The sequence below is a fragment of the Pseudoxanthomonas helianthi genome, from assembly GCF_017939625.1.
Classification (GTDB): Bacteria; Pseudomonadota; Gammaproteobacteria; order Xanthomonadales; family Xanthomonadaceae; genus Pseudoxanthomonas_A; species Pseudoxanthomonas_A helianthi.
The window spans coordinates 675,741-697,014 of the sequence record NZ_JAGKTC010000002.1 but is presented as its reverse complement, the minus strand read 5'-3'; the positions used below and the strand labels follow the sequence as shown (position 1 = coordinate 697,014).

Below are 21,274 nucleotides of genomic sequence, written 5' to 3'. Positions count from 1 at the left end.
CGCGCAGGTTATTGCGGTTATTGGTGTTCGCGATGGCGGGGAACGACTTCATGCGGGCAAAGCTAACCCAGACCTCGGTTCCGGCGCAACCGTTTCGCCGGCAACCTTCGCAAGCGTGCTTGTGGGAGCGGCTATAGGAGCAGGCGCTCGACCAAGGTTTGGTACAGGCCCGGCAGCGCTTCCAGTTCGGCCAGGGCGATGTGCTCGTCGACCTTGTGGATGCTGGCGTTGACCGGACCGATCTCGATGCACTGCGCGCCCAGCGGCGCGATGAACCGCGCGTCCGAGGTCCCGCCGGCGGTGCTTTCCTCCGGCGGGGCGCCGGCGAATCCGCCCAGCACCTGCCGCGCGGTGGCGCGCAGGTGCCCCTCCGGCGTGTAGAACGGCTCGCCGCCGCGGTGCCAATGCAGGTCGTAGTCGAGGCCGTGCCTGCCGAGGATGCCTTCGATTTCCTGTTCCAGTTTTTCCGCGGTCCAGCTCGGGTTGAAACGCAGGTTGAACACCAGCGACAGCTCGCCGGGGATCACGTTGCTGGCGCCGGTCCCGGCATGGATGTTGGAAATCTGCAGGCTGGTCGGCGGGAAAGTCTCGTAGCCGTCGTCCCACTTGCGCGCCGCCAGCTCGGTCAGCGCCGGCAACGACTTGTGGATCGGGTTCAGCGCCTTGTGCGGATAGGCGACATGGCCCTGCACGCCGCGCACGCGCAGGGTGCCGGTCAGGGTGCCGCGGCGGCCGACGCGCAACAGGTCGCCGAGTTTTTCCTTCGACGAGGGTTCGCCGGTGATACACCAGTCGATGCGCTGGCCGCGCTGGCGGAAGGTATCGGCGACCAGCTTCACCCCGTCGAGCGCGTCGCCCTCTTCGTCGGACGTGACCAACAGGGCCACGGTGCCAGGATGGTCGGGGTGCGCGTCGACGAAGCGCTCCAGCGCGATCGTGCACGCGGCGACGCTGCATTTCATGTCGGCGGCGCCGCGGCCGTACAGCACGCCGTCGCGCACGGTCGGGATGAACGGATCGCTGCTCCATGCGTCCAGCGGGCCCGGCGGCACCACGTCGGTATGCCCGAGCAGGACCAGCACCGGTGCGCCGCTGCCGTGCGTGGCCCAGAGGTTGTCCACCTCGCCGTAGCGCAGGTGTTCGCAATGGAAGCCCGCGGAAGCCAGTCGCGTCGCCAGCACCTGCTGGCAACCGGCATCGTCCGGCGTCACCGAGTGGCGGCGGATCAATTCACTGGACAGCTCGACGACGTCGCTCATTTGCCGACTCCGAACAACTTCTTGAAGCCATTGTCACTGAAGCCTTGTGAAAAGCCGTTGTCGTCCAGGACCACCACCGGCCGGCGGATCAGCTGCGGATATTCCTTCAGCAACAGCTTCCATTCGGCCCCGGAACCCGGCGACTTGCGCGTTTCCGGCAACTGCCGCCAGGTGGTCGAGGACTTGTTGATCAACGCGTCCCAGCCGCCGGCTTTTTCCGCCCAGTTTTCCAGCGTTTCCGGCGACTGCCGGTCGTCGCGGTAATCTACGAAGACGTACGGCACGCCGAACCGGTCGAGCCACTTCATCGCCTTCTTGCAGGTGTCGCAGTTCTTCAGTCCGTACAAGGTCGCGGTCATGCGAATTCCGTGATGAAAACCAGGAGAAGTCAGCGCAGCGGATGGGCCGGTACGCCCTCATGGGTGAGTTTTACCGGCAGGATACGGCCCTGCGCATCGAAATACATGCGCTCGATCGACGTGACGCGATGGTTGCGATCCGAGTCGCCCAGCGGGCGCCGATGGTAGACGATGTACCAACTGCCGTCGTCGGGCGCGCGGACGACCGAATGATGGCCCGCTCCGGTTGCGATCCGCGGATCCTGCTGCAATACCTTGCCAATCCTTCGGAAAGGTCCAGTCGGCCGGTCGCCGATGGCGTAGGCCACCGAGTAATCCGGGCCACCCCAACCGCCTTCCGACCACATGAAGTAGTACCGGCCCTCGCGCTTGAACATCACCGGACCTTCCACGTACTCCGGCGCGGGGGTGATTTCCTTGAACGAGGTTCCGTCGTCCATGGGTTCGATGCCGGTGAAGTCGTCCTTGAGCCTTGCGATGTTGGCGTGCTTCCAGCCTCCGTAGATCAGGTACCAGGCGCCGTCATCGTCCCGGAACACGAACTGGTCGATCGGTTGCGCGCCGTTGTGGAACTTGCCGACCAGCGGCTTGCCCAGCAGGTCGCGGTAAGGCCCTTGCGGATGGTCCGCCACCGCCACGCCGATGCCGCCGAGTTCGCCGTCGTTCTGGATGTCGTTGGCGGAAAAGAAGAAATAATATTTCCCGCCCTTCTCCACGACGGACGGCGCCCACATCGCCTTGCGGGCCCACGCGACGGAACCGGTCGACAAGACCCGCGCGTGCCGGGTCCAGTGCACCAGGTCCGGCGAAGAAAACGCGTCGAACCCGGTCTGCTCTTCGTAACGCGCCGAGGTGGTCGGGAATATCCAGTACTGCTTGCCGAATATGGTCGCCTCGGGGTCGGCGTACCAACCCGGCAGCACCGGGTTTCCTGCACGCTCGCGCGTCCCTTCCCCTGCCTGCACCGATATCGGCGCCAGCAGCATCGCCAGCCAGAAGATCGACTCGCGCGATCGCACCGTGAAGTTCCGGGACAAACGAACGGCCTCAGTCCGCCAGCCCGCGCAACAGATCGTTGACCGAGGTCTTGCTGCGGGTCTTCTCGTCGACCTGCTTGACGATGACCGCGCAGTACAGCGAATACTTGCCATCGGCCGAAGGCAACTGGCCCGACACGACCACGCTGCCGGGCGGCACGTAGCCATAGGAAACCTCGCCGGTGGCACGGTTGTAGATGCGCGTGCTCTGGCCGAGGAACACGCCCATGCCGATCACGCTGTGATGGCCGACGACGACGCCCTCGACCACTTCCGAACGCGCGCCGATGAAGCAATGGTCTTCGATGATCGTCGGCGACGCCTGCAGCGGCTCGAGCACGCCGCCGATGCCGACACCGCCGGACAGGTGGCAATGCTTGCCGATCTGCGCGCAGCTGCCGACCGTGGCCCAGGTGTCGACCATCGTGCCTTCGCCCACGTGTGCGCCGATGTTGACGAAGCTCGGCATCAGCACCACGTCGCGACCGAGGTAGCTGCCGCGGCGCGCGACCGCGCCCGGCACCACGCGCACGCCGGCGGCACGGAACTTCGCCTCGTCGAAACCGGCGAAACGCGCCTCGACCTTGTCCCAGAACGGCGCGGGCTGCGCATCGACCAGTTGCATTTCGTTGACGCGGAAATACAGCAGCACCGCCTTCTTCAGCCATTCGTTGACCTTCCAGCCGCCCTGCCCGTCCGGTTCGGCGACGCGCAGCGCGCCGGCTTCGAGGCCGGAGATCGCGCGCTCGACCGCTTCGCGGGTCGAACCTTCGATTTCGGCGGGAGTCAGTTCGGCGCGGCGTTCGAACGCGCTTTCGATGGTGGACTTGAGTTCGTCGGCGGGGGTGGCAACGGACATGGGGTTCCTTTGGGGGTGGTCTTGCTCAGGTTTCGGTCTTCAGGCCGGCATAAAGGGCCTCGCGCAGCGCTTCCTGCGCCGTCGTGGCCAATGGATGGTCGGATTCGTCGGTGATCTGCAGCAGGTCTTCCGCGCGCTCGCCGAAGGTGGCGATGCGCGCGTCGTGCACGCGCAGGCGTTGCGCGCGCAGCACCTGCGCCACGTCGGCCAGCAGGCCGGGGCGGTCGGGCGCGACCAGGCTCAGCAGCGTGCGCCGGCCATCCGGCGTGGCGCTGAACTCGACCCTCGGCGCGAAGCGGAAATGCTTGAGCAGGCGCGACACCGCGCGGCGCGCCGGGCGCACGCCGTCGAGCGGTCCGCTCAATGCCTGCTGCAGGCCCTGCGCGACCTCCTCCGGATCGCGGCTGGCGTAGCTGTCGGCCGGCAACACTTCGAAGATGTCGAACACCGCGTTGTTCGGCCCCATCAGCACGCGTGCCTGGTGGATGGCGAAGCCCATGCGGTCGAGCGTGGCCAGGATCGCAGCGAACAGGCCGTCGCGATCGGGCGAGTGCACGAAGATCTCCATCGCCCCGGCGTCGTCGGCGATCAGCCGCGCACGCACGCGGGTTTCGCCGGGCGCGACGCCGCGGATCGCCTGCGCCTGCCACGCCAGCTGTTCGGGGCGGAAGCGCAGGAAGCTCTCGCGCGGCATCGCCGCGAACAGGACGTCGGCCGCGGTGGCCGAAACCCCGGACATCGTCAGCAGGCGGCGCACCGAAGCGCGCGCTTCGGCCAGCCGCGCGGCCAGCTCGACCGGCTGTTCCAGGCCTTCGCGCAATACCCGGCGCGTGGCGAAGTACAAATCGGCGAGCAGGCGATCCTTCCACGCGTTCCACAGCTTCGGACTGGTGCCGGCGATGTCGGCGCAGGTCAGCAGGTACAGGTAGTCGAGGCGCTCGCGTTCGCCGATCAGCATGGCGAAGCGATGGATCACCTCGGCGTCGGCGATGTCCTGCTTCTGCGCGGTGGTGGACATGCGCAGGTGCTGTTCGACCAGCCACGCGACCAGTTCGGTATCCGCCTCGCTCAGCCCGTGGGCGATGCAGAACTCGCGCGCGTCGACCGCGCCGAGTTCGGAATGGTCGCCGCCGCGGCCCTTGGCGATGTCGTGGAACAGGCCGGCCAGCAGCAGCAACTCCGGCTTGCGCAGGCGCGGCCATACCTCGTGGGCGATGGAGAAACGCTCGTCGGCGCGGCCGGAAGCGAACGCGGCCAGGTTGCGCAACACCATCAGCGTGTGCTGGTCGACGGTATAGACGTGGAACAGGTCGAACTGCATCCGTCCCGACACGCGTGCGAACGCCGGGATCCACTGCCCGAGCACGCCCAGTCGCGCCATCCGGGTCAAGGTGTCGACCGCGCGCGGGCCGCGCAGCAGCTCGATGAACGCGGCGCGCTGCTCGGCCGTCGCGGCGAAGTAATCCGGCAGTTTCGGCAAGGCTTCGGCCAGCGCGCGCGCAGTGCGTGAATGCAGGCCGCGGGCCTGGGGTTGCGCTGCCCACATCGCGAACAGCGCGAACACTTCGCCGACGTCGTCGCGCGGCCAGGCCGGATCGCGCGCGGCCAGGTAGCCGTTGCGCAAGGCGAAGGTCGCGTCGAGCGGCACCGGTGCGGTTTCGCCGTCGAATTGTTCCTCGAAACGCTGCAGCAGGCGGTCGCTGATCCGGCGCACGATGGCCGCACTGCGATAGAAGCCCTGCATCATCTTCTCGACGGCCAGGCTTTCGGCGTCGTCGGCGAAACCCAGCCGGGCGGCCAGGGTCTTCTGGTAATCGAAACGCAGGCGTTCTTCCGGCCGCCCTGCGACCAGGTGCAGGCCGTAGCGCAGGCGACCCAGCGCGTTGCGTTCTCGGATCAGCGCCTTGGCTTCGTCGTGGCCGAGGTGGCCCAGGCCGACCAGCTGCTCCAGGTCGCGCACGCCGAAGGTGCGCAGCGCCATCCAGCCCAGCGTATGCAGGTCGCGCAGGCCGCCGGGGCCTTCCTTGATGTTCGGTTCGAGGTTGTCGGATGTGTCGCCGAAGCGCGCGTGGCGGGCGCGCAGCTCCTCGCGCTTGGCGGCGAAGAATTCGCGCGGCGACCACACCCGCTGCGTGCCGATCGCCCCGGCCAGCGCGGCTTCCGCCGACGCGTCCGCGCACAACGGGCGGAATTCGATCAGCGCGGTCAGTACCGTCTGGTCGTCGGCCGCGGCCTGCGTGCATTCGGCCGGCGAACGCACCGCGTGGCTGATCGCCAGCCCCGCATTCCAGAGCAGCGCGAAGAACCTCGCCAATGCTTCGTGCTGCGTTTGCTGCGCTTCCGGTTCGCCCAGCACCAGCACGTCGACGTCGGATTGCGGGAACAGTTCGCCGCGCCCGTAGCCGCCGACCGCGAACAGGGCCAGCGGCGCATCGGCGGGGATGCAGCGCGCCCACGCTTCCTTCAACACGTGGTCGGCCGCGCGCGCGCGCAGCGCGACGATGCGGTCGGTGGCGTCGTTCTGTTCGAAACGCCGCGCCAGGCGCGCCTCGACCTGGCCGAAGGACGCCCTGGCCTGCGCCGCCCATGCGCCGTCGTCGTCGCTGCCTGCGTCGTTGCCGGCAGAGCCTGCCCCGGACCCGATCCGGAGCCGCGTGGCGGCTTCAGGCGCGGCGGCGGGCTCGGTCACAGGTCGTTGTCGTCGCCCGGCACCCGGGTCAGGATTTCGACGCCGTCCTCGGTCACCGCGACGGTGTGTTCCCATTGCGCCGACAGCTTGCGGTCCTTGGTGACCACGGTCCAGCCGTCCGGCAATACCTTGGTGTAGCGGGTGCCTTCGTTGATCATCGGTTCGATGGTGAAGGTCATGCCCGGCTTCAGCACCACGCCTTCGCCCGGCCGCCCGTAATGCAGCACCTGCGGCTCGTCGTGGTAGACCTTGCCGATGCCGTGGCCGCAATACTCGCGGACCACGCTGAAGCGCTCGGCTTCGGCGAACTGCTGGATCGCATGGCCGACGTCGCCGAGCGTCGCGCCCGGCTTCACCGCGCGGATGCCGCGGAACATCGCCTCGCGGGTGGTCTCGACCAGGCGCTTGGCCATCACCGACGGGGTGCCGACGTAGTACATGCGGCTGGTGTCGCCATGCCAGCCGTCCTTGATCACGGTGACGTCGATGTTGACGATGTCGCCGTCCTTCAGCACCTTGCCTTCGCTGGGGATGCCGTGGCAGATGACGTTGTTGACCGAGGTGCAGACGGTCTTGGGGAAGCCGCGGTAGCCGACGTTGGCGGGGATCGCCTTCTGCACGTTGACGATATGGTCGTGGCAGATGCGGTCCAGTTCCTCGGTGGTGACGCCCGGCTTCACGAAGGGGGCGACGACCTGCAGGACCTCGGCGGCGAGGCGGCCGGCCACGCGCATCTGCTCGATTTCGGCGGGGGTTTTCAGTTGGATGCCCATAGGACGGCAATTATTGCCGATTTCCCTTGGCCCGGCGCCCTCCGGAGCCGCGGTTTGCGCGCAACTCATTGTTCCCGTTATACTTCCGCGGCTTTGCGGGGCGTTCCCGCCCAGCCGCCCATGCCGTGCGTCATCGGCAAATCCACACCTGCCGCCATCCTCCGTGCCGGGGTGCCCGAAGATTTCCTTTGGAATCAACGGGTTCGGCCACGGAAGCGTCGGGGAGGCCCAACCCTGGAACCCTCAAGCCGCACCACTTCCGCGGCCGGTTCCACTACATCGGAGTTTCTACCATGCCCCAAGTCACCATGCGCCAGATGCTGGAAGCCGGCGTGCATTTCGGCCACCAGACCCGTTACTGGAACCCGAAGATGGCCCCGTACATCTTCGGCGCGCGCGGCAAGATCCACATCATCAACCTCGAGAAGACCGTTCCGCTGTTCAACGACGCGATGAACTTCATCTCGGGCGTGGCGCAGAAGCGCGGCACCATCCTGTTCGTCGGCACCAAGCGCAGCGCGCGCGACGCGGTGAAGGAAGAAGCCGAGCGTTGCGGCATGCCGTACATGACCCAGCGCTGGCTGGGCGGCTCGCTGACCAACTTCGCCACCGTGAAGAAGTCGGTCGCCCGCCTGAAGGAGCTGGAAGCCGCCGAAACCGACGGCACCTTCGAGAAGCTGGTCAAGCACGAAGTGCTGGGCCTGCGCCGCGAGCGCGAGAAGCTGCTGGCCTCGCTGGGCGGCATCAAGGAAATGAACCGCCTGCCGGACGCCCTGTTCGTCATCGACATCGGCCATGAAGACATCGCCATCAAGGAAGCCAAGAAGCTCGGCATCCCGGTGGTCGCGGTGGTCGACTCGAACTACGACCCGGCCCTGGTCGACTACGCCATCCCGGGCAACGACGACGCCATCCGTGCCGTGCAGCTGTACGCCCGTGCCGCCGCCGACGCGGTGCTGGAAGGCAAGGCCGCTTCGCCGAACGCGGCGACGGTGCGCGAGGAAGACTTCGCCGAAGGCGACGCCAAGCCGGCCCGCCGCGCCCCGGCCAAGAAGGCCCCGGCCAAGAAGGCCGACGAAGCCGCCGCCGAGTAACCGGCGCGCAACGCAGCCGCGCCATCCTGCGCGGCTGCTTCTCCGCGGCATGGCCGCGGACGGATTCCCGCGGCGGGCGACAGCCCGCCCAAACTTTTCTTATTGCTGAGGTTTACCCATGGCTGAAATCACCGCTTCCCTGGTCAAGGAACTGCGCGAGCGCACCGGCGCCGGCATGATGGAGTGCAAGAAGGCACTCAGCGAAACCAACGGCGACATCGACGCCGCCGCCGAGGCGCTGCGCAAGTCCGGCGCCGCCAAGGCCGACAAGAAGGCCAGCCGCGTCACCGCCGAAGGCCGCATCGCGGTCGCCCAGGCCGGCGGCAAGGCCGTGCTGGTCGAGGTCAATTCCGAAACCGACTTCGTCGCCAAGGACGCCAACTTCGTCGCCTTCACCGACGCCGTCGCCCAGGCCGCGCTGGCCTCCGGCGCCGCCGACGTGGAAGCGCTGAAGGCCGCCAAGCTCGCTTCCGGCGAAACCGTCGAGGAAGCCCGCGCCGCCGCGATCGCCAAGCTCGGCGAGAACATCCAGGTGCGCCGCATCGCCGCGATCGACAGCAGCAACAACGTCGCCGCCTATTCGCACGGCGGCAAGATCGGCGTGCTGGTGGAAGTGGCCGGCGGCGACGCCGAGTTCGCGCGCGGCGTGGCCATGCACGTGGCCGCGATGAACCCGCCGTACAACAAGGCCGCCGACGTGCCGGCCGACTTCGTGGCGAAGGAAAAGGAAATCGAACTGGCCAAGATGTCCGAGAAGGACAAGCAGAAGCCGGCCGAGATCCTCGAGAAGATCATCGGCGGCAAGATCGCCAAGATCGTCAACGAAGTCAGCCTGTACGGCCAGCCGTACGTGCTGAACACCGACCAGACCGTCGAGCAGGCCGCCAAGGCCGCCGGCGCCGACGTGGTCCGCTTCACCCGCCTGGCGGTGGGCGAAGGCATCGAGAAGGTGGTCGAGGACTACGCCGCCGAAGTGGCGAAGGCGATGCAGGTCTGAGTTCCAGCGCCATCGCTTCAAGCAGAAAAGCCGCGGAATCCGCGGCTTTTTTGTTGGCTCCTCAGCCCTTGGCCTGGAAGGCGACTTCCTCGTACGGCTGCACCACCACCCAGCCTTCGCCTGCGAACCGCAGCTGGATGCTTTCGCCCGAGCCGCGACCGAACAGCGTGCCCAGCGAGATGTCGGTGATGATTTCCGGGCTCAGCCCGCCCGACCACGCCACGGTGGCGTTGGGGTCGGTGAACACCGGCCCGGTCTGCGCGTTCACCGGCAGGGTCAGCGGTTCGTAATGCGAGGTGATCGCGACGATGCCATGGCCGCTCAGGCGCACGTTGAACAGCCCGCCCGACAGCATGCCGGCCACCTTGCGCATCATGGTGATCTTGCTGTCGATGCCGGATTCCAGCGCCAGCACGTCGTTGCCGTTGACGAAGATCGCCTCGCCGGCTAGGCGCAGCAGGGTGATCTTCTTGCCGGCGTCGGCCAGGTACACGCGGCCCTGCCCCTCCACCTTCATCAGCTGCATGCCCTCGCCGCTGATCGTCTTCTTCAGCAAGTTGCCGAGACCTTGCTCCAGCACGCCCTGCCGGGTGAACTTGACCCCGCCCTTGCGCGCGACCATCGAACCGGCCTTGGCCCAGACCAGCCCGTTTACGCGCACCTCGAGCAGGTGCGGGCTTTCCAGTTCGAACGCGTCGGCACTGACGTCCTTCTCCTTCGAAGACGCCAGGAATTCCTGCAGGGTGCGCACGCTCATATCTGTTCCTTGATGTGATGGATAGGTACAGCGGTCGATCTTAGCCGGACCGCATGGCCGGTTCACGACGACATTCGGCCATTCGGCGACCTCGTCCTGACGTATTCCGGCGCCTCGGCTAGAATTCCCGCGCCCCCGCCGCCGAGAATCTCCATGTCCCAGTCCCTCGCCTACCGCCGCATCCTGCTCAAGCTGTCCGGCGAAGCGCTGATGGGAAGCGAGGATTACGGCATCGACCCGGCGGTGATCGGCCGCATCGCCAAGGAAGTGATCGAAGCGCACGACGCCGGCGCCGAGATCGGCCTGGTGATCGGCGGCGGCAACATCTTCCGCGGCGCCGGCCTGGCCGCCGGCGGCATGGACCGGGTGACCGGCGACCAGATGGGCATGCTGGCCACGGTGATCAACGCCCTGGCGATGCAGGATGCGCTGGAGAAACTCGGCGCCAAGGTCCGGGTGATGAGCGCGCTGAAGATCAACGACGTGTGCGAGGACTACATCCGCCGCCGCGCCGTGCGCCACCTGGAAAAGGGCCGCATCGCGATCTTCGCCGCCGGCACCGGCAATCCGTTCTTCACCACCGACTCGGGCGCCGCGCTGCGCGCGATCGAGATCAACGCCGACCTGTTGCTGAAGGCGACCAAGGTGGACGGTGTGTACGACAAGGATCCGAACAAGCACAAGGACGCGGTCAAGTACGACCGGCTGACCTACGACGAAGTCATCGCCCGCGACCTGCAGGTGATGGACACCGCTGCCTTCGCCCTGTGCCGCGACAGCGACGTGCCGCTGCGCATCTACGACCTGTCGGTGCCGGGCAACCTGATGAGGATCCTGCGCGGGGAGAACGTCGGTACGTTGGTGAAAGGACGCGGGTGAGCGGCCAGTGCTCCATGTAGAGTCGAGCTTGCTCGACTGCTTTTCGTTCCAATCAGACATACGCAAGAGCAGTCGAGCAAGCTCGACTCTACCAATGCGGTTCAAGCCGGTGTGGAAGTGGTTACGGCATGCCGCAACCACTCCCACACCGGATACATTCGCCCCGATTCGCTGTAATAGTGTCCGCACTCTCAGAGCCGGCATCCTGACCGCATGGGACACTCGCATCACGGCCACGACCACAGCCACGGCTCCGCCACCCGCGCCTTCGCCGCGGTCACCCTGATCAACCTCGCCTACACGGCGCTGGAAGCCGGCTACGGTTTCTACACCGACTCGCTGGCCCTGCTCTCCGACGCCGTGCACAACCTGGGCGACGTGCTCGGACTCGGGCTGGCCTGGGCCGCCGCCGCGCTGGCCAAGCGGCCGACCACCGCCAGCCATACCTACGGCTGGCGTCGCGCCACCCTGCTCTCGCCGCTGGCCAATTCGCTGCTGCTGATGGCGTTCTCCGGTGCGTTGGCGTGGGAAGCGGTGCGCCGCTTCTCCGCCCCGCCGCAGATCCCGGCCATGCCGGTCGTGGTCGTCGCCGCCATCGGCATCGCGATCAACCTGGGCGCGGCCTGGTTCGTCCGTGACGGCCATGCCCACGACCTGAACAAGCGCGGCGCGTTCCTGCACCTGGTGGCCGATGCGGCGGTATCGCTGGCCGCGGTGTTGGCTGGCCTGGGCATGCTGGCGTTCGGCTGGGCCTGGCTGGACCCGCTGACCGCCTTGCTGATCGGCGTGGTCATTGCGATCGGCACCTTCGGCCTGCTGCGCGACAGTTTCAACGCCGCGATGGATGCGGTGCCGGCGAACATCGACCAGGCCGAGGTCGCCGCCTTCCTGTCCGCCCGGCCCGGCGTCGCCGCGGTCCACCACCTGCACATCTGGCCGCTGGGGGCGGGCGAAATCGCCCTGACCGCGCATCTGGTGCGCCCCGACGACAGCGAGCACGACGCCTTCATCGACGCCACCGCGCATGCGCTGGACGACCGCTTCGGCATCAACCACGCCACCTTGCAGATCGAACGCGGCCGCTGCGGCCACGACCTGCATGACGCGGCGCCGCACGCGCACTGAGGCCTCGGCCCGCCGCAGAGCAGCAAGCCGGGTTGTCCCGCCTTCGCCTATAATCCGGCGATTAAGCCAACCTTCGGCGCGGAAACCCAATGATCAACGAAATCAAGAAAGACGCGCAGGCGCGCATGGCCAAGAGCGTCGAAGCCCTGCGCCACGACCTGACCAAGCTGCGTACCGGCCGCGCGACCACCGCGCTGGTCGACCACCTGAAGGTCAACTACTACGGTTCCGACATGCCGCTGACCCAGGTCGCCAGCGTCGTGGTCAGCGACGCGCGTTCGCTGACCATCACTCCGTGGGAAAAGAACATGGTCGGGCCGGTGGAGAAGGCGATCCTGGCTTCCGACCTGGGCCTGACCCCGAACACCGCTGGCACCACGATCCGCATCAACCTGCCTGCCCTGACCGAGGAGCGCCGCAAGGAGCTGAGCAAGGTCGTGCACGGCAACGGCGAGGAAACCAAGATCGCCATCCGCAACATCCGCCGCGACGCCAACCAGCAGGTCAAGGACCTGCTGAAGGACAAGGCCATCACCGAGGACGATGAGCGCCGCAGCGAAGCGGAAATCCAGAAGCTGACCGACCAGGCGATCAAGGACGTCGACGAGGTGGTCAAGGCCAAGGAACAGGAATTGATGGCGGTCTGACGGGTTGCCGCGCGTGCAGACGACGCCTGGACGAACCCGCCCGTGAGCCGCGAAACGACGGTTCCCCGCCACCTTGCCGTGATCATGGACGGCAACGGCCGCTGGGCGCAGCGCCGCCGCCGGCCGCGCATGATCGGCCACCGCGCCGGCGCGCGCGCGGTCAACGTGTGCATCGACTTCTGCCTGCGCCGCGGCATCGGCGCATTGACCCTGTTCGCCTTCTCCAGCGAGAACTGGGGCCGGCCGGAAGAGGAAGTCGGCGCGCTGATGAAGCTGTTCCTCAACGCGCTGGAACGCGAGGTCGACGAACTGCACCGGCGCGGCGTGCGCGTGCGCTTCATCGGCGATCGCGAGCGCTTCGCGCCCGCGATCCGCGACCGGATGCAGGCCGCCGAAGCGCTGACCGCCGCCAACCAGGCGCTGGACCTGAGCATCGCCGCCAGCTATGGCGGCCGCCAGGATATCGCCCGCGCCGCACGCGCGCTCGCCGTTGAAGTCGCCGCCGGCCGCCTGCGTCCCGAAGACATCGACGAAGCCGCCGTGGCCGCGCACGTGGCATTGGCCGACCTGCCGCCGCCGGACCTGTTCATCCGCACCGGCGGCGACCATCGGGTCAGCAACTTCCTGTTGTGGCAGCTGGCCTATACCGAATTGTGGTTCACCGAAACCCTGTGGCCCGACCTGGACGAAACCCTGCTGCAGCGCGCACTGGACGATTTCGCCCAGCGCGAGCGCCGTTTCGGCCTGACCGGCGAGCAGGTCGCGCAGGCTGGGGGGGCCGCATGAACAACACTTTTCGACACGGATCAACGCGGATGGGCGCGGATGACGCGCATATCCACGTGCACAAGCAGAAAAATCGCCACTGTTCCGGGCCGTACCCGCGTTCATCCGCGTTGATCCGTGTCGAAAATGCTTTCGACCAAAATCGCGAACCGTTCCCAGGGGCCGAAGCATGACCAAGACCCGCGTGCTCGCCGCCCTGGTGATGATCCCGTTCGCCATCGCCGGCATCCTGTTGCTACCCACGCAATGGCTGCTGGTCGCCGCGGCGCTGGTGTTCCTGGTCGCACTGTGGGAGTGGTTCAAGCTGGCCGAAGTCGACGACACGCTGGCCCGCACCGTGCTGCTGGTGGCCAACCTGCTGCTGATGGTGCTGCTGGTGTGGGCCTCGCGCGACAGCAGCGGGTTTTCGCCGGTGCTGTTCCAGCTGGTGATCCTGGTCGGCACGGTGTGGTGGCTGTTCGCCCTGCTGTGGCTGCGTTTTCCCCGCTTCGCATCCGACCACGAGACCTGGGCGCGGATGTTCAAGCTGGCCGCCGGCACGCTGTCGGTGGTGCCCGCCTGGTGCGCGCTGGGCCTGATCCACGTGCAGGACGCCGACCCGACCGGTGTGGCCGACATCCGCCAAGGCCATGTCTGGCTGCTGGCCGCGCTCGCCATCGTCTGGGCCGCCGACAGCGGCGCGTATTTCGCCGGCCGCCATTTCGGCGGCAAGCTGGTCCGGCGCAAGCTGGCCCCGAACATCAGCCCGAACAAGACCTGGGAAGGCGTGCTGGGCGGCCTGTTCGCCGGCGTCGGCGTCGGCCTGTTGCTGGCATCGTTCGCCGGGCTGACCGTGGCGCAGGTGCCGGCGATGGCCGGATTGGCGGCCGTCACCGTGTTGGCGTCGGTCGTCGGCGATCTGTTCGAAAGCCTGCTCAAGCGTCACGTGGGCGCCAAGGACTCCAGCAACCTGATCCCGGGCCACGGCGGCGTGCTCGACCGCCTCGACGGCGTGTTCGCCGCGTTGCCGGTATTCGCACTGGGCAAGGACCTGCTGGGATTGTGAGATGAGCGCGGCGGGCCATTCCTCCATTCGTCGGATCGCGGTTCTCGGCGCAACCGGCTCGATCGGCGCGTCCGCGCTGGACGTGATCGCGCGCCACCCCGACCGTTTCCGCGCCAGCGTGCTGGCCGCAGGCAGCAAGGTCGAGGCACTGCTCGAGTTGTGCCGGAAACACCGTCCGGACCACGCGGTGATCGCCGACCCCGCCGGCCATGTCGCGCTGCGCGATGGCCTGCGCGCCGCCGGCCTGCCCACCGAGGCGCACGCCGGCATGGAAGCGCTCGACGCGCTGGTCGCCGGCGACGCATGCGACAGCGTGGTCGCGGCGATTGTCGGCGCGGCCGGCCTGCCGTCCACCCTCGCCTCGGCGCGGGCGGGCAAGCGCCTGCTGCTGGCGAACAAGGAATCCCTGGTGCTGGCCGGCGAACTGCTGATGCGCGCAGCGACCAGCGCCGGCGCTGAAATCGTGCCGATCGACAGCGAACACAACGCGGTCTTCCAATGCCTGCGTTCATGCCGCGCTCAGGGCGATGTGCGGCGGGTCGTGCTCACCGCCTCGGGCGGCCCGTTCCGTGGCCGCCGCCGCGCCGAACTGGGCGAAGTAACCCCCGCGCAGGCCGTGGCCCACCCGAAATGGTCGATGGGGCCGAAGATCTCGGTCGATTCGGCCACGTTGATGAACAAGGGCCTGGAAGTCATCGAAGCCCACCATCTGTTCGGCCTGCCCGACGAACAACTCGGCGTGCTGGTGCATCCGCAGAGCCTGGTGCACGCGCTGGTCGAGTTCAGCGACGGGTCCACGCTGGCGCAACTCGGCCTGCCGGACATGCGCACCGCCTTGGCGGTCGGCCTGGGTTGGCCCGAACGCATCGAATCCGGCGTGGCTGGACTGGACCTGCTGGCGCACGGCAAGCTGGAATTCGAAGCGCCGGACCTGGACGCTTTCCCCTGCCTGCGTCTCGCCCGGCAATCGCTGGTGGCGGGCGGCACCGCGCCGGCCGTTCTCAACGCGGCGAATGAAGTGGCCGTTTCAGCCTTTCTTCAGGGCGCAATCGGTTTCCTAGCCATTCCTGCGCTGGTCGAGGACACCCTTGCCGCCCTGCCCGCCACCCCGGCCGATTCGCTGGAGGCGCTGCTGGCGGCCGATGCGCAGGCCCGCGCTTTCGCTTCCCAACGGATCGCCCAGTTCGCCCCATGAGTGAACACAATGAGTGAATTGGTCGGCTCAATCTGGTGGATGTTGGTCGCGCTGGGCGTGCTGGTGACCTTCCACGAATTCGGCCACTACTGGGTCGCGCGCCGCTGCGGGGTCAAGGTGCTGCGCTTCTCGGTCGGCTTCGGCAAGCCGCTGTGGTCGCGCCGCGACCGCCACGGTACCGAGTTCTGCATCGCCGCCATTCCCCTCGGCGGCTACGTGAAGATGCTGGACGAGAACACCCTGGACGAAGGCGACGCGCCGGTCGCAGCCAGCGACCGCGCGCAGGCCTTCAACCGCAAGCCGGTGGCCCAGCGCATCGCCATCGTGGCGGCCGGCCCGATCGCCAACCTGGTGCTGTGCGTGGCCTTGCTGTGGGCGATGTTCGTGGTCGGCAAGCAGGACTATTCGGCCACTGTCGGCCACGTGCAGGGGCTGGCCGCGCAGGCCGGCCTGCAGCGCGGCGAGCGCATCGTCAAAGTCGGCGACCGCGAGGTGGCCACGTGGAGCGACGCGGCGACTGCGCTGACCATCGCCGCGATCGACGGACAGGACGCCAGGATCGAAGCCGAAAGCGCGGACGGCGACGTTTCCACGCATACCCTGAAGCTGTCGCAACTGCCGGCCGGGTTCGACCAGGAAAACGTCCTGGGTTTGGCCGGAATGGCTTGGCAGTTCCAGTTACCTCCGGCCGTGATCGGCAAGATCGCGCCGGGTTCGCCGGCCGCGGCCAGCCTGCAGCCCGACGACCAGATCACCGCCATCGACGGGGCGCCGATCCACGACCTCGCCGACCTCCAGGCCAAGGTCGCCGTGCTCGGCCAGCGCGGTGGCGAAGCAATGGTCGAGGTCGACCGCGAAGGCGAGCGCCTGGCCTTCCCGATGGCCCCGCGCCGGATGAAGACGCCGGATGGCGTCGAATACTGGGGCCTGGGCATCGAAGCGAAAGCCACCGAGATGCCCCCGTACGACGCGCTGCAGCGCCTCAATCCGCTGGCCGCCATCCCTGCCGCGTTCCGCGAGACCGGCAAGATCGCTTCCGACTCGCTGGGCATGATGCGGCGCATGCTGGTCGGCCAGGCCTCGGTGAAGAACCTGTCGGGCACCATCACCATTGCCCGCGCCGCCAACGCCAGCGCCGAACGCGGCCTGGGCTGGTTCCTGTGGTTCCTGGGCGCGGTATCGCTGAGCCTGGCCATCATCAACCTGCTGCCGATCCCTGTCTTGGATGGCGGCCACCTGCTGTATTACCTTATCGAGTTGGTCAAGGGCAGCCCGCTCAGCGAGCGCGCCATGGCTGCCGGGCAATACGCCGGTCTGGCGGCGCTGGCCGGCTTGATGGGCCTGGCCTTGTACAACGACATCCTGCGGCTGCCATTCTGATGATTGCGGAACCTAATGCCGCCACGGCCCTCCAATCCCTGCTCCAGCCTCCCTTGCCCCCCACCCGCGATCCCCAACCGGAAGTTCCAATGACGGCACCGACGATGCGCCTCCCCTCCCGCCGCCTGCTCGCCCTCGCCCTGGCCTCGGCCATTGCGGCGCCGGCCTGGGCACAGACGGCCCAGGAGCCGCCGCTGGCCGTGCCGGCCTTCGGAACGCCGACCGCGCCCAGCCCGGGCAGCTTCGTGGTCAGCGACATCCGCATCGACGGCGCGCAGCGCGTCTCCGCCGGCACCGTGCTGACCTACCTGCCGATCGAGCGCGGCGATACCGTCGATTCGGCCAAGGTCGGCGACGCCATCCGTGCCCTGTACAAGACCGGCTTCTTCGAAGACGTCCGCCTCGACCGCCAGGGCGACATCCTCGTGGTCACCGTGTCCGAGCGTCCGGCCATCAACAAGCTGACCCTGACCGGCAACAAGGACCTGAAGACCGAAGACCTGACCAAGAACCTGAAGGACATCGGCATCGCCGAGGGCGAGACCTTCGACCGCCTCAGCCTGGACCGCGTCACCCAGGAACTGAAGCGCGCCTACAACAACCGCGGCAAGTACAACGCCGAGATCAACCCGACGGTGACCCAGCTCGACCGCAACCGCGTCGACGTGACCATCGCGATCAAGGAAGGCAAGGCCGCGAAGATCCGCCACGTCAACCTGATCGGCAACGAGACCTACACCGAGAAGGACATCACCGACAGCTGGGAATCGAAGGAGCACAACTGGCTGTCGTGGTACCGCCGCGACGACCAGTACTCGCGCGAAAAGCTGTCCGGCGACCTGGAAAAGCTCAATAACTACTACCTCGACCGCGGCTACGTCGATTTCAGCGTCGATTCGACCCAGGTGTCGATCAGTCCCGACAAGCGCGACATGTTCCTGACCGCCGGCATCACCGAAGGCGAGATCTACAAGATTTCCGATGTCAACATCAGCGGCGACACCGTGCTTCCGCGCGAGAACATCGAACGCTTGGTCTTCGTGAAGAAGGGGCAGATCTTCTCCCGCCGCCTGCTCGAAGCCACTTCGGACGGCATCACGATGACGCTGTCGAACATCGGCTACGCCTTCGCCAAGGTCAACCCGATCCCCACCGTCGACCGGACGGGTCGTACCGTCGCGATCAACCTGCAGGTCGTACCCGGCCCGCGCGTCAACGTGCGCCAGATCGTGTTCAAGGGCAACAGCCGTACTTCCGACGAAGTCCTGCGGCGTGAAATGCGCCAGTTCGAAGGCACCTGGTACTCGCAGGCCGCGATCGACCGTTCCAAGGTGCGCCTGCAGCAGCTGGGTTACTTCGAAACCGTCGACGTCGAAACCCCGGCCGTACCCGGCACCAGCGACCAGGTCGACGTGGTCTACACGGTCAAGGAAACCACTTCCGGCAGCTTCACCTTCGGCCTGGGCTATTCGCAGCTGTCCGGCCTGACCACCTCGGTGCAGCTGTCGCAGAACAACTTCCTCGGCCGTGGTAACCAGGTTTCGGTCGAAGCCTCGCGCAGCAACTACCTGCAGCGCTATGCGTTCTCGTTCCGCAACCCGTACTTCACCGACGAAGGCATGTCGCTGGGCTACAACCTGTCGTGGCGCGAGTTCGATTATTCCGACTTCAACACGGCGTCGTACTCGACCACCAATGCGGCCGCCCAGGCGGTGCTGGGCATACCGCTGACGGAATTCGACAGCGTCAGCCTGATGTTTGGCATCGATTCGAACGAGATCCTGACTTCAGGAGGAACTCCGCAGTCGATCGTCGACTACATCGACGCAATCGGCAACCGGACCTTCCATGCCTGGCGCACCGAACTGGGCTGGGCGCGCGACACCCGCAACGATTATTTCATGCCGACCCGCGGTACCTACCAGCGCCTGTCGGCGGAAATCACCTTGCCCGGCTCAACCGTCGAGTACTACAAGCTGAACTACGAATTTTCCAAGTACTGGTCGCTGAGCCCGGCCCTGGTGTTGCGCACTGGCGCGGAGCTCGGTTACGGCGACAGCTATGGCAGCGACACCACGCGCGACCTGTGCTGGATCACCGTTCCCGCCACATCTACCACTTTGGCCTACAACAAATCGGTGGATTGCGGCAGCAACCCAACGGCCAACCGCCGTACGGTCACCGCCTCCGGTTTGCCGTTCTTCGAGAACTTCTACGCCGGCGGTACTCGTTCGGTGCGTGGCTTCCGCGACAACACCCTCGGCCCACGCGCTTACGACACCTACTACACGAACGGCCAGCCGCTCGGCGGCTCGGTGAAGACCACCGGCTCGATCGAACTGATCTTCCCCAAGCTGTTCGACAGCCGCGCCGCGCGCGTGTCCGCGTTCCTCGATTTCGGCAACGTATTCGACGGCACCAAGAACTTCGATGCCAACGAACTGCGCGCATCGGCTGGCGTGGCCCTGCTGTGGCGCGCGCCGGTGGGCCCGATTTCGATCAGCTACGCCTTCCCGCTGCGCAAGGAAGAAGGCGACGAAATCGAGCGCCTGCAGTTCACCTTCGGCGGCGGCTTCTGACGCCATTCGCCATGGTATCGACAAGGCCCGGCTCGTCCGGGCCTTCTTTTGGTACTGCGGCTGCCGGGCTTTCCTTTCGCGGGCAGGGGCCCACCCGTTAAACTGTGGCGACGTGGACGCCTTCCAGATCACCGCCGCCGAGCTCGCCGAGCGCTTCGCCCTATCCGTGCACGGCGACGCCGGGGCCGTTGTGAGCGGCGTGGCGACCCTGGCCGCCGCAAGGCCGCACCAGCTCGCCTTCCTCGCCAATTCGAAATATCGCAACCAGTTGCCCGGCAGCCATGCCGGCATCGTCGTGTTGCGCGCCGAAGACGCGGAACTGGCGCCGCACACGGCCTTGGTCGCACGCGATCCGTACAGCGCGTTCGCGAAGATCGCCGCGCTGTTCGAGCCACGGCCGCCGCGCCCGGCCGGCATCCATCCCAGCGCGGCGATCGACGACAGCGCCGAAGTTTCGCCGGAGGCGCACATCGGCCCGTTCGTCAGCATCGGGGCGCGTTCGAAGATCGGTCCGGGTTGCGTGATCGGCCCGAACTGCAGCATCGGCGAAGACTGTTCGCTGGACGCCGATTGCGAGTTGCAGGCGCGGGTCACCCTGGTGGCTCGCGTGCGCCTGGGCAAGCGCGTGCGCATCCTGCCGGGGGCCGTGCTGGGCGCGGCCGGCTTCGGCTTGGCGATGGAAGCCGGCAAGTGGCTCAACGTGCCGCAACTCGGCGGCGTGGTCGTCGGCGACGATTGCGAGATCGGCGCGAACACCTGCATCGACCGCGGCGCGCTCGACGATACCGTGCTGGAAGAGGACGTGCGCCTCGACAACCTGGTGCAGATCGGCCACAACGTGCGCATCGGCGCGCATACCGCGATGGCCGGATGCAGCGCCGCCGCGGGCAGCGCGAAGATCGGCCGCTACTGCCTGATCGGCGGCGCGGCGGGCGTGCTCGGCCACCTGGAGATCTGCGACAAGGTCACCATCACCGCGATGTCGCTGGTGACCAGCTCGATCCGCGAGCCGGGCGAATATTCCTCGGGCACGCCGCTCACCGACAATCGCACCTGGCGCAAGAACGCCGCCCGCTTCAAGCAACTCGACGCCCTCGCGCGCCGCGTAGGCGCAAGCAGCAAGGAAACCGAATGAACGACACCGTGACCCTGCCGGTGGATGTGACCCGCATCCATACCCTGATCCCGCATCGCTACCCGTTCCTTCTGGTGGATCGCGTAGTCGCGCTGGAACCGCACAAGCGCATCGTCGCCCACAAGAACGTCACCATCAACGAACCTTTCTTCCAGGGGCATTTCCCGGGACATCCGGTGATGCCCGGCGTGCTGGTGATCGAGGCGCTGGCCCAGGCCGGCGGCCTGCTGAGCCAACTCTCCAACGGCCGCGTCGCCGGCGACAAGCTGTTCTACCTGGTGAAGATCGACAACGCGCGCTTCGCGCGCATGGTCGTGCCGGGCGACGTGCTGGAACTGCATGTCGAACTGAAGCGCAACATCCGCAACATGTCGCTGTACTCGTGCGAGGCCCGCGTTGGCGGCGAAGTCGCCGCCAGCGCGGAGGTGCTTTGCGCCGAGGCCCAGGGCTAGGGCCTGCCCATGCCATCTGGACTGGCCACGCCGCGCTTGGGTGCGTGCGGGGCAAGGAAGAACGAGAGAACTTATGTCGATAAGTGACCGAGTGATGACGCTGCACCGCGCGCACCCAAGCGCGGCCCTCCGGGTTGCCGTGTCCGGCTGTCAGGCGGCCGCGCGCGGCTTGGACAGGCGGCCAGCCTGCCGCTGCGCCGCGCGCGGCCGCCTGACAGCCGGACACG

19 protein-coding genes are annotated in these 21,274 nt (G+C 67.2%); 12 read left to right on the top strand and 7 right to left on the bottom strand.

What is annotated here, in order from left to right:
• Positions 1 to 131 precede the first annotated feature (131 nt).
• The 6 genes from dapE to map are packed head-to-tail and all read right to left on the bottom strand — an operon-like array spanning position 132 to position 6,976.
• On the bottom strand, positions 132 to 1,259 hold the full coding sequence (dapE, locus tag J5837_RS10960) for a succinyl-diaminopimelate desuccinylase (RefSeq protein ID WP_210536776.1): 1,128 nt from the start codon (positions 1,257 to 1,259) through the stop codon (positions 132 to 134).
• Positions 1,256 to 1,618 (bottom strand): arsenate reductase, encoded by a 363-nt coding sequence (locus J5837_RS10955; protein ID WP_210536775.1) that lies wholly within the window; start codon positions 1,616 to 1,618, stop codon positions 1,256 to 1,258. Before J5837_RS10955 ends, dapE begins: the two co-directional genes overlap by 4 nt.
• 29 nt (positions 1,619 to 1,647) lie before the next feature.
• Positions 1,648 to 2,637: a glycoside hydrolase family 43 protein gene (locus tag J5837_RS10950; protein WP_342345533.1), complete on the bottom strand. Its 990-nt coding sequence runs from the start codon at positions 2,635 to 2,637 to the stop codon at positions 1,648 to 1,650.
• A gap of 28 nt (positions 2,638 to 2,665) precedes the next feature.
• Positions 2,666 to 3,514 (bottom strand): 2,3,4,5-tetrahydropyridine-2,6-dicarboxylate N-succinyltransferase, encoded by an 849-nt coding sequence (gene dapD, locus J5837_RS10945; protein ID WP_210536774.1) that lies wholly within the window; start codon positions 3,512 to 3,514, stop codon positions 2,666 to 2,668.
• A 25-nt stretch (positions 3,515 to 3,539) separates the two neighbouring features.
• The gene (gene glnD / locus J5837_RS10940; protein WP_484573294.1) at positions 3,540 to 6,158 is read right to left on the bottom strand and encodes a [protein-PII] uridylyltransferase; all 2,619 of its coding nucleotides are present in this window, start codon (positions 6,156 to 6,158) and stop codon (positions 3,540 to 3,542) included.
• A gap of 41 nt (positions 6,159 to 6,199) precedes the next feature.
• Positions 6,200 to 6,976 (bottom strand): type I methionyl aminopeptidase, encoded by a 777-nt coding sequence (gene map, locus J5837_RS10935; RefSeq protein WP_210536772.1) that lies wholly within the window; start codon positions 6,974 to 6,976, stop codon positions 6,200 to 6,202.
• A gap of 293 nt (positions 6,977 to 7,269) precedes the next feature.
• Between map and rpsB the strand changes: the two genes are divergently transcribed.
• The gene (rpsB, locus tag J5837_RS10930; RefSeq protein WP_210536771.1) at positions 7,270 to 8,070 is read left to right on the top strand and encodes a 30S ribosomal protein S2; all 801 of its coding nucleotides are present in this window, start codon (positions 7,270 to 7,272) and stop codon (positions 8,068 to 8,070) included.
• A 118-nt stretch (positions 8,071 to 8,188) separates the two neighbouring features.
• Positions 8,189 to 9,067: a translation elongation factor Ts gene (gene tsf, locus J5837_RS10925; RefSeq protein WP_210536770.1), complete on the top strand. Its 879-nt coding sequence runs from the start codon at positions 8,189 to 8,191 to the stop codon at positions 9,065 to 9,067.
• A gap of 61 nt (positions 9,068 to 9,128) precedes the next feature.
• On the opposite strand, the gene J5837_RS10920 is transcribed toward tsf, so the two are convergent.
• Positions 9,129 to 9,824 carry an AIM24 family protein gene (locus J5837_RS10920; RefSeq protein WP_210536769.1) on the bottom strand — a complete coding sequence of 232 codons (696 nt, stop codon included), beginning with the start codon at positions 9,822 to 9,824 and terminating at the stop codon, positions 9,129 to 9,131.
• Positions 9,825 to 9,977: 153 nt separating this feature from the next.
• On the opposite strand from J5837_RS10920, the gene pyrH reads away from it, so the two are divergent.
• The 10 genes from pyrH (at position 9,978) to fabZ (ending at position 21,047) form a co-directional block, all read left to right on the top strand.
• Positions 9,978 to 10,703 carry a UMP kinase gene (gene pyrH / locus J5837_RS10915; RefSeq protein ID WP_210536768.1) on the top strand — a complete coding sequence of 242 codons (726 nt, stop codon included), beginning with the start codon at positions 9,978 to 9,980 and terminating at the stop codon, positions 10,701 to 10,703.
• 213 nt (positions 10,704 to 10,916) lie between these two features.
• Positions 10,917 to 11,828 (top strand): cation diffusion facilitator family transporter, encoded by a 912-nt coding sequence (locus J5837_RS10910; protein ID WP_210536767.1) that lies wholly within the window; start codon positions 10,917 to 10,919, stop codon positions 11,826 to 11,828.
• Positions 11,829 to 11,917: 89 nt separating this feature from the next.
• A complete protein-coding gene (gene frr / locus J5837_RS10905) occupies positions 11,918 to 12,475 on the top strand; it encodes a ribosome recycling factor (protein WP_210536766.1) in 558 nt (185 codons plus the stop codon).
• Positions 12,476 to 12,517: 42 nt separating this feature from the next.
• Entirely contained in the window at positions 12,518 to 13,261 is a 744-nt protein-coding gene (gene uppS, locus J5837_RS10900; RefSeq protein WP_342345532.1) for a polyprenyl diphosphate synthase, read from the top strand.
• A gap of 169 nt (positions 13,262 to 13,430) precedes the next feature.
• Positions 13,431 to 14,306, top strand: a complete 876-nt coding sequence (locus J5837_RS10895) for a phosphatidate cytidylyltransferase (RefSeq protein ID WP_210536765.1) — start codon at positions 13,431 to 13,433, stop codon at positions 14,304 to 14,306.
• 1 nt (position 14,307) lies between these two features.
• Positions 14,308 to 15,501 (top strand): 1-deoxy-D-xylulose-5-phosphate reductoisomerase, encoded by a 1,194-nt coding sequence (dxr, locus tag J5837_RS10890; RefSeq protein WP_210536764.1) that lies wholly within the window; start codon positions 14,308 to 14,310, stop codon positions 15,499 to 15,501.
• 9 nt (positions 15,502 to 15,510) lie between these two features.
• Positions 15,511 to 16,881 carry an RIP metalloprotease RseP gene (gene rseP, locus J5837_RS10885; protein ID WP_210536763.1) on the top strand — a complete coding sequence of 457 codons (1,371 nt, stop codon included), beginning with the start codon at positions 15,511 to 15,513 and terminating at the stop codon, positions 16,879 to 16,881.
• A gap of 104 nt (positions 16,882 to 16,985) precedes the next feature.
• The gene (gene bamA, locus J5837_RS10880; protein WP_210536762.1) at positions 16,986 to 19,460 is read left to right on the top strand and encodes an outer membrane protein assembly factor BamA; all 2,475 of its coding nucleotides are present in this window, start codon (positions 16,986 to 16,988) and stop codon (positions 19,458 to 19,460) included.
• 112 nt (positions 19,461 to 19,572) lie between these two features.
• Positions 19,573 to 20,595, top strand: a complete 1,023-nt coding sequence (lpxD, locus tag J5837_RS10875) for a UDP-3-O-(3-hydroxymyristoyl)glucosamine N-acyltransferase (RefSeq protein ID WP_342345531.1) — start codon at positions 19,573 to 19,575, stop codon at positions 20,593 to 20,595.
• Complete coding sequence (gene fabZ / locus J5837_RS10870) at positions 20,592 to 21,047, top strand: 3-hydroxyacyl-ACP dehydratase FabZ (RefSeq protein ID WP_210536761.1); 456 nt, start codon at positions 20,592 to 20,594, stop codon at positions 21,045 to 21,047. The genes lpxD and fabZ overlap by 4 nt, the downstream gene beginning before the upstream one ends.
• The last annotated feature ends 227 nt before the right edge of the window (positions 21,048 to 21,274 follow it).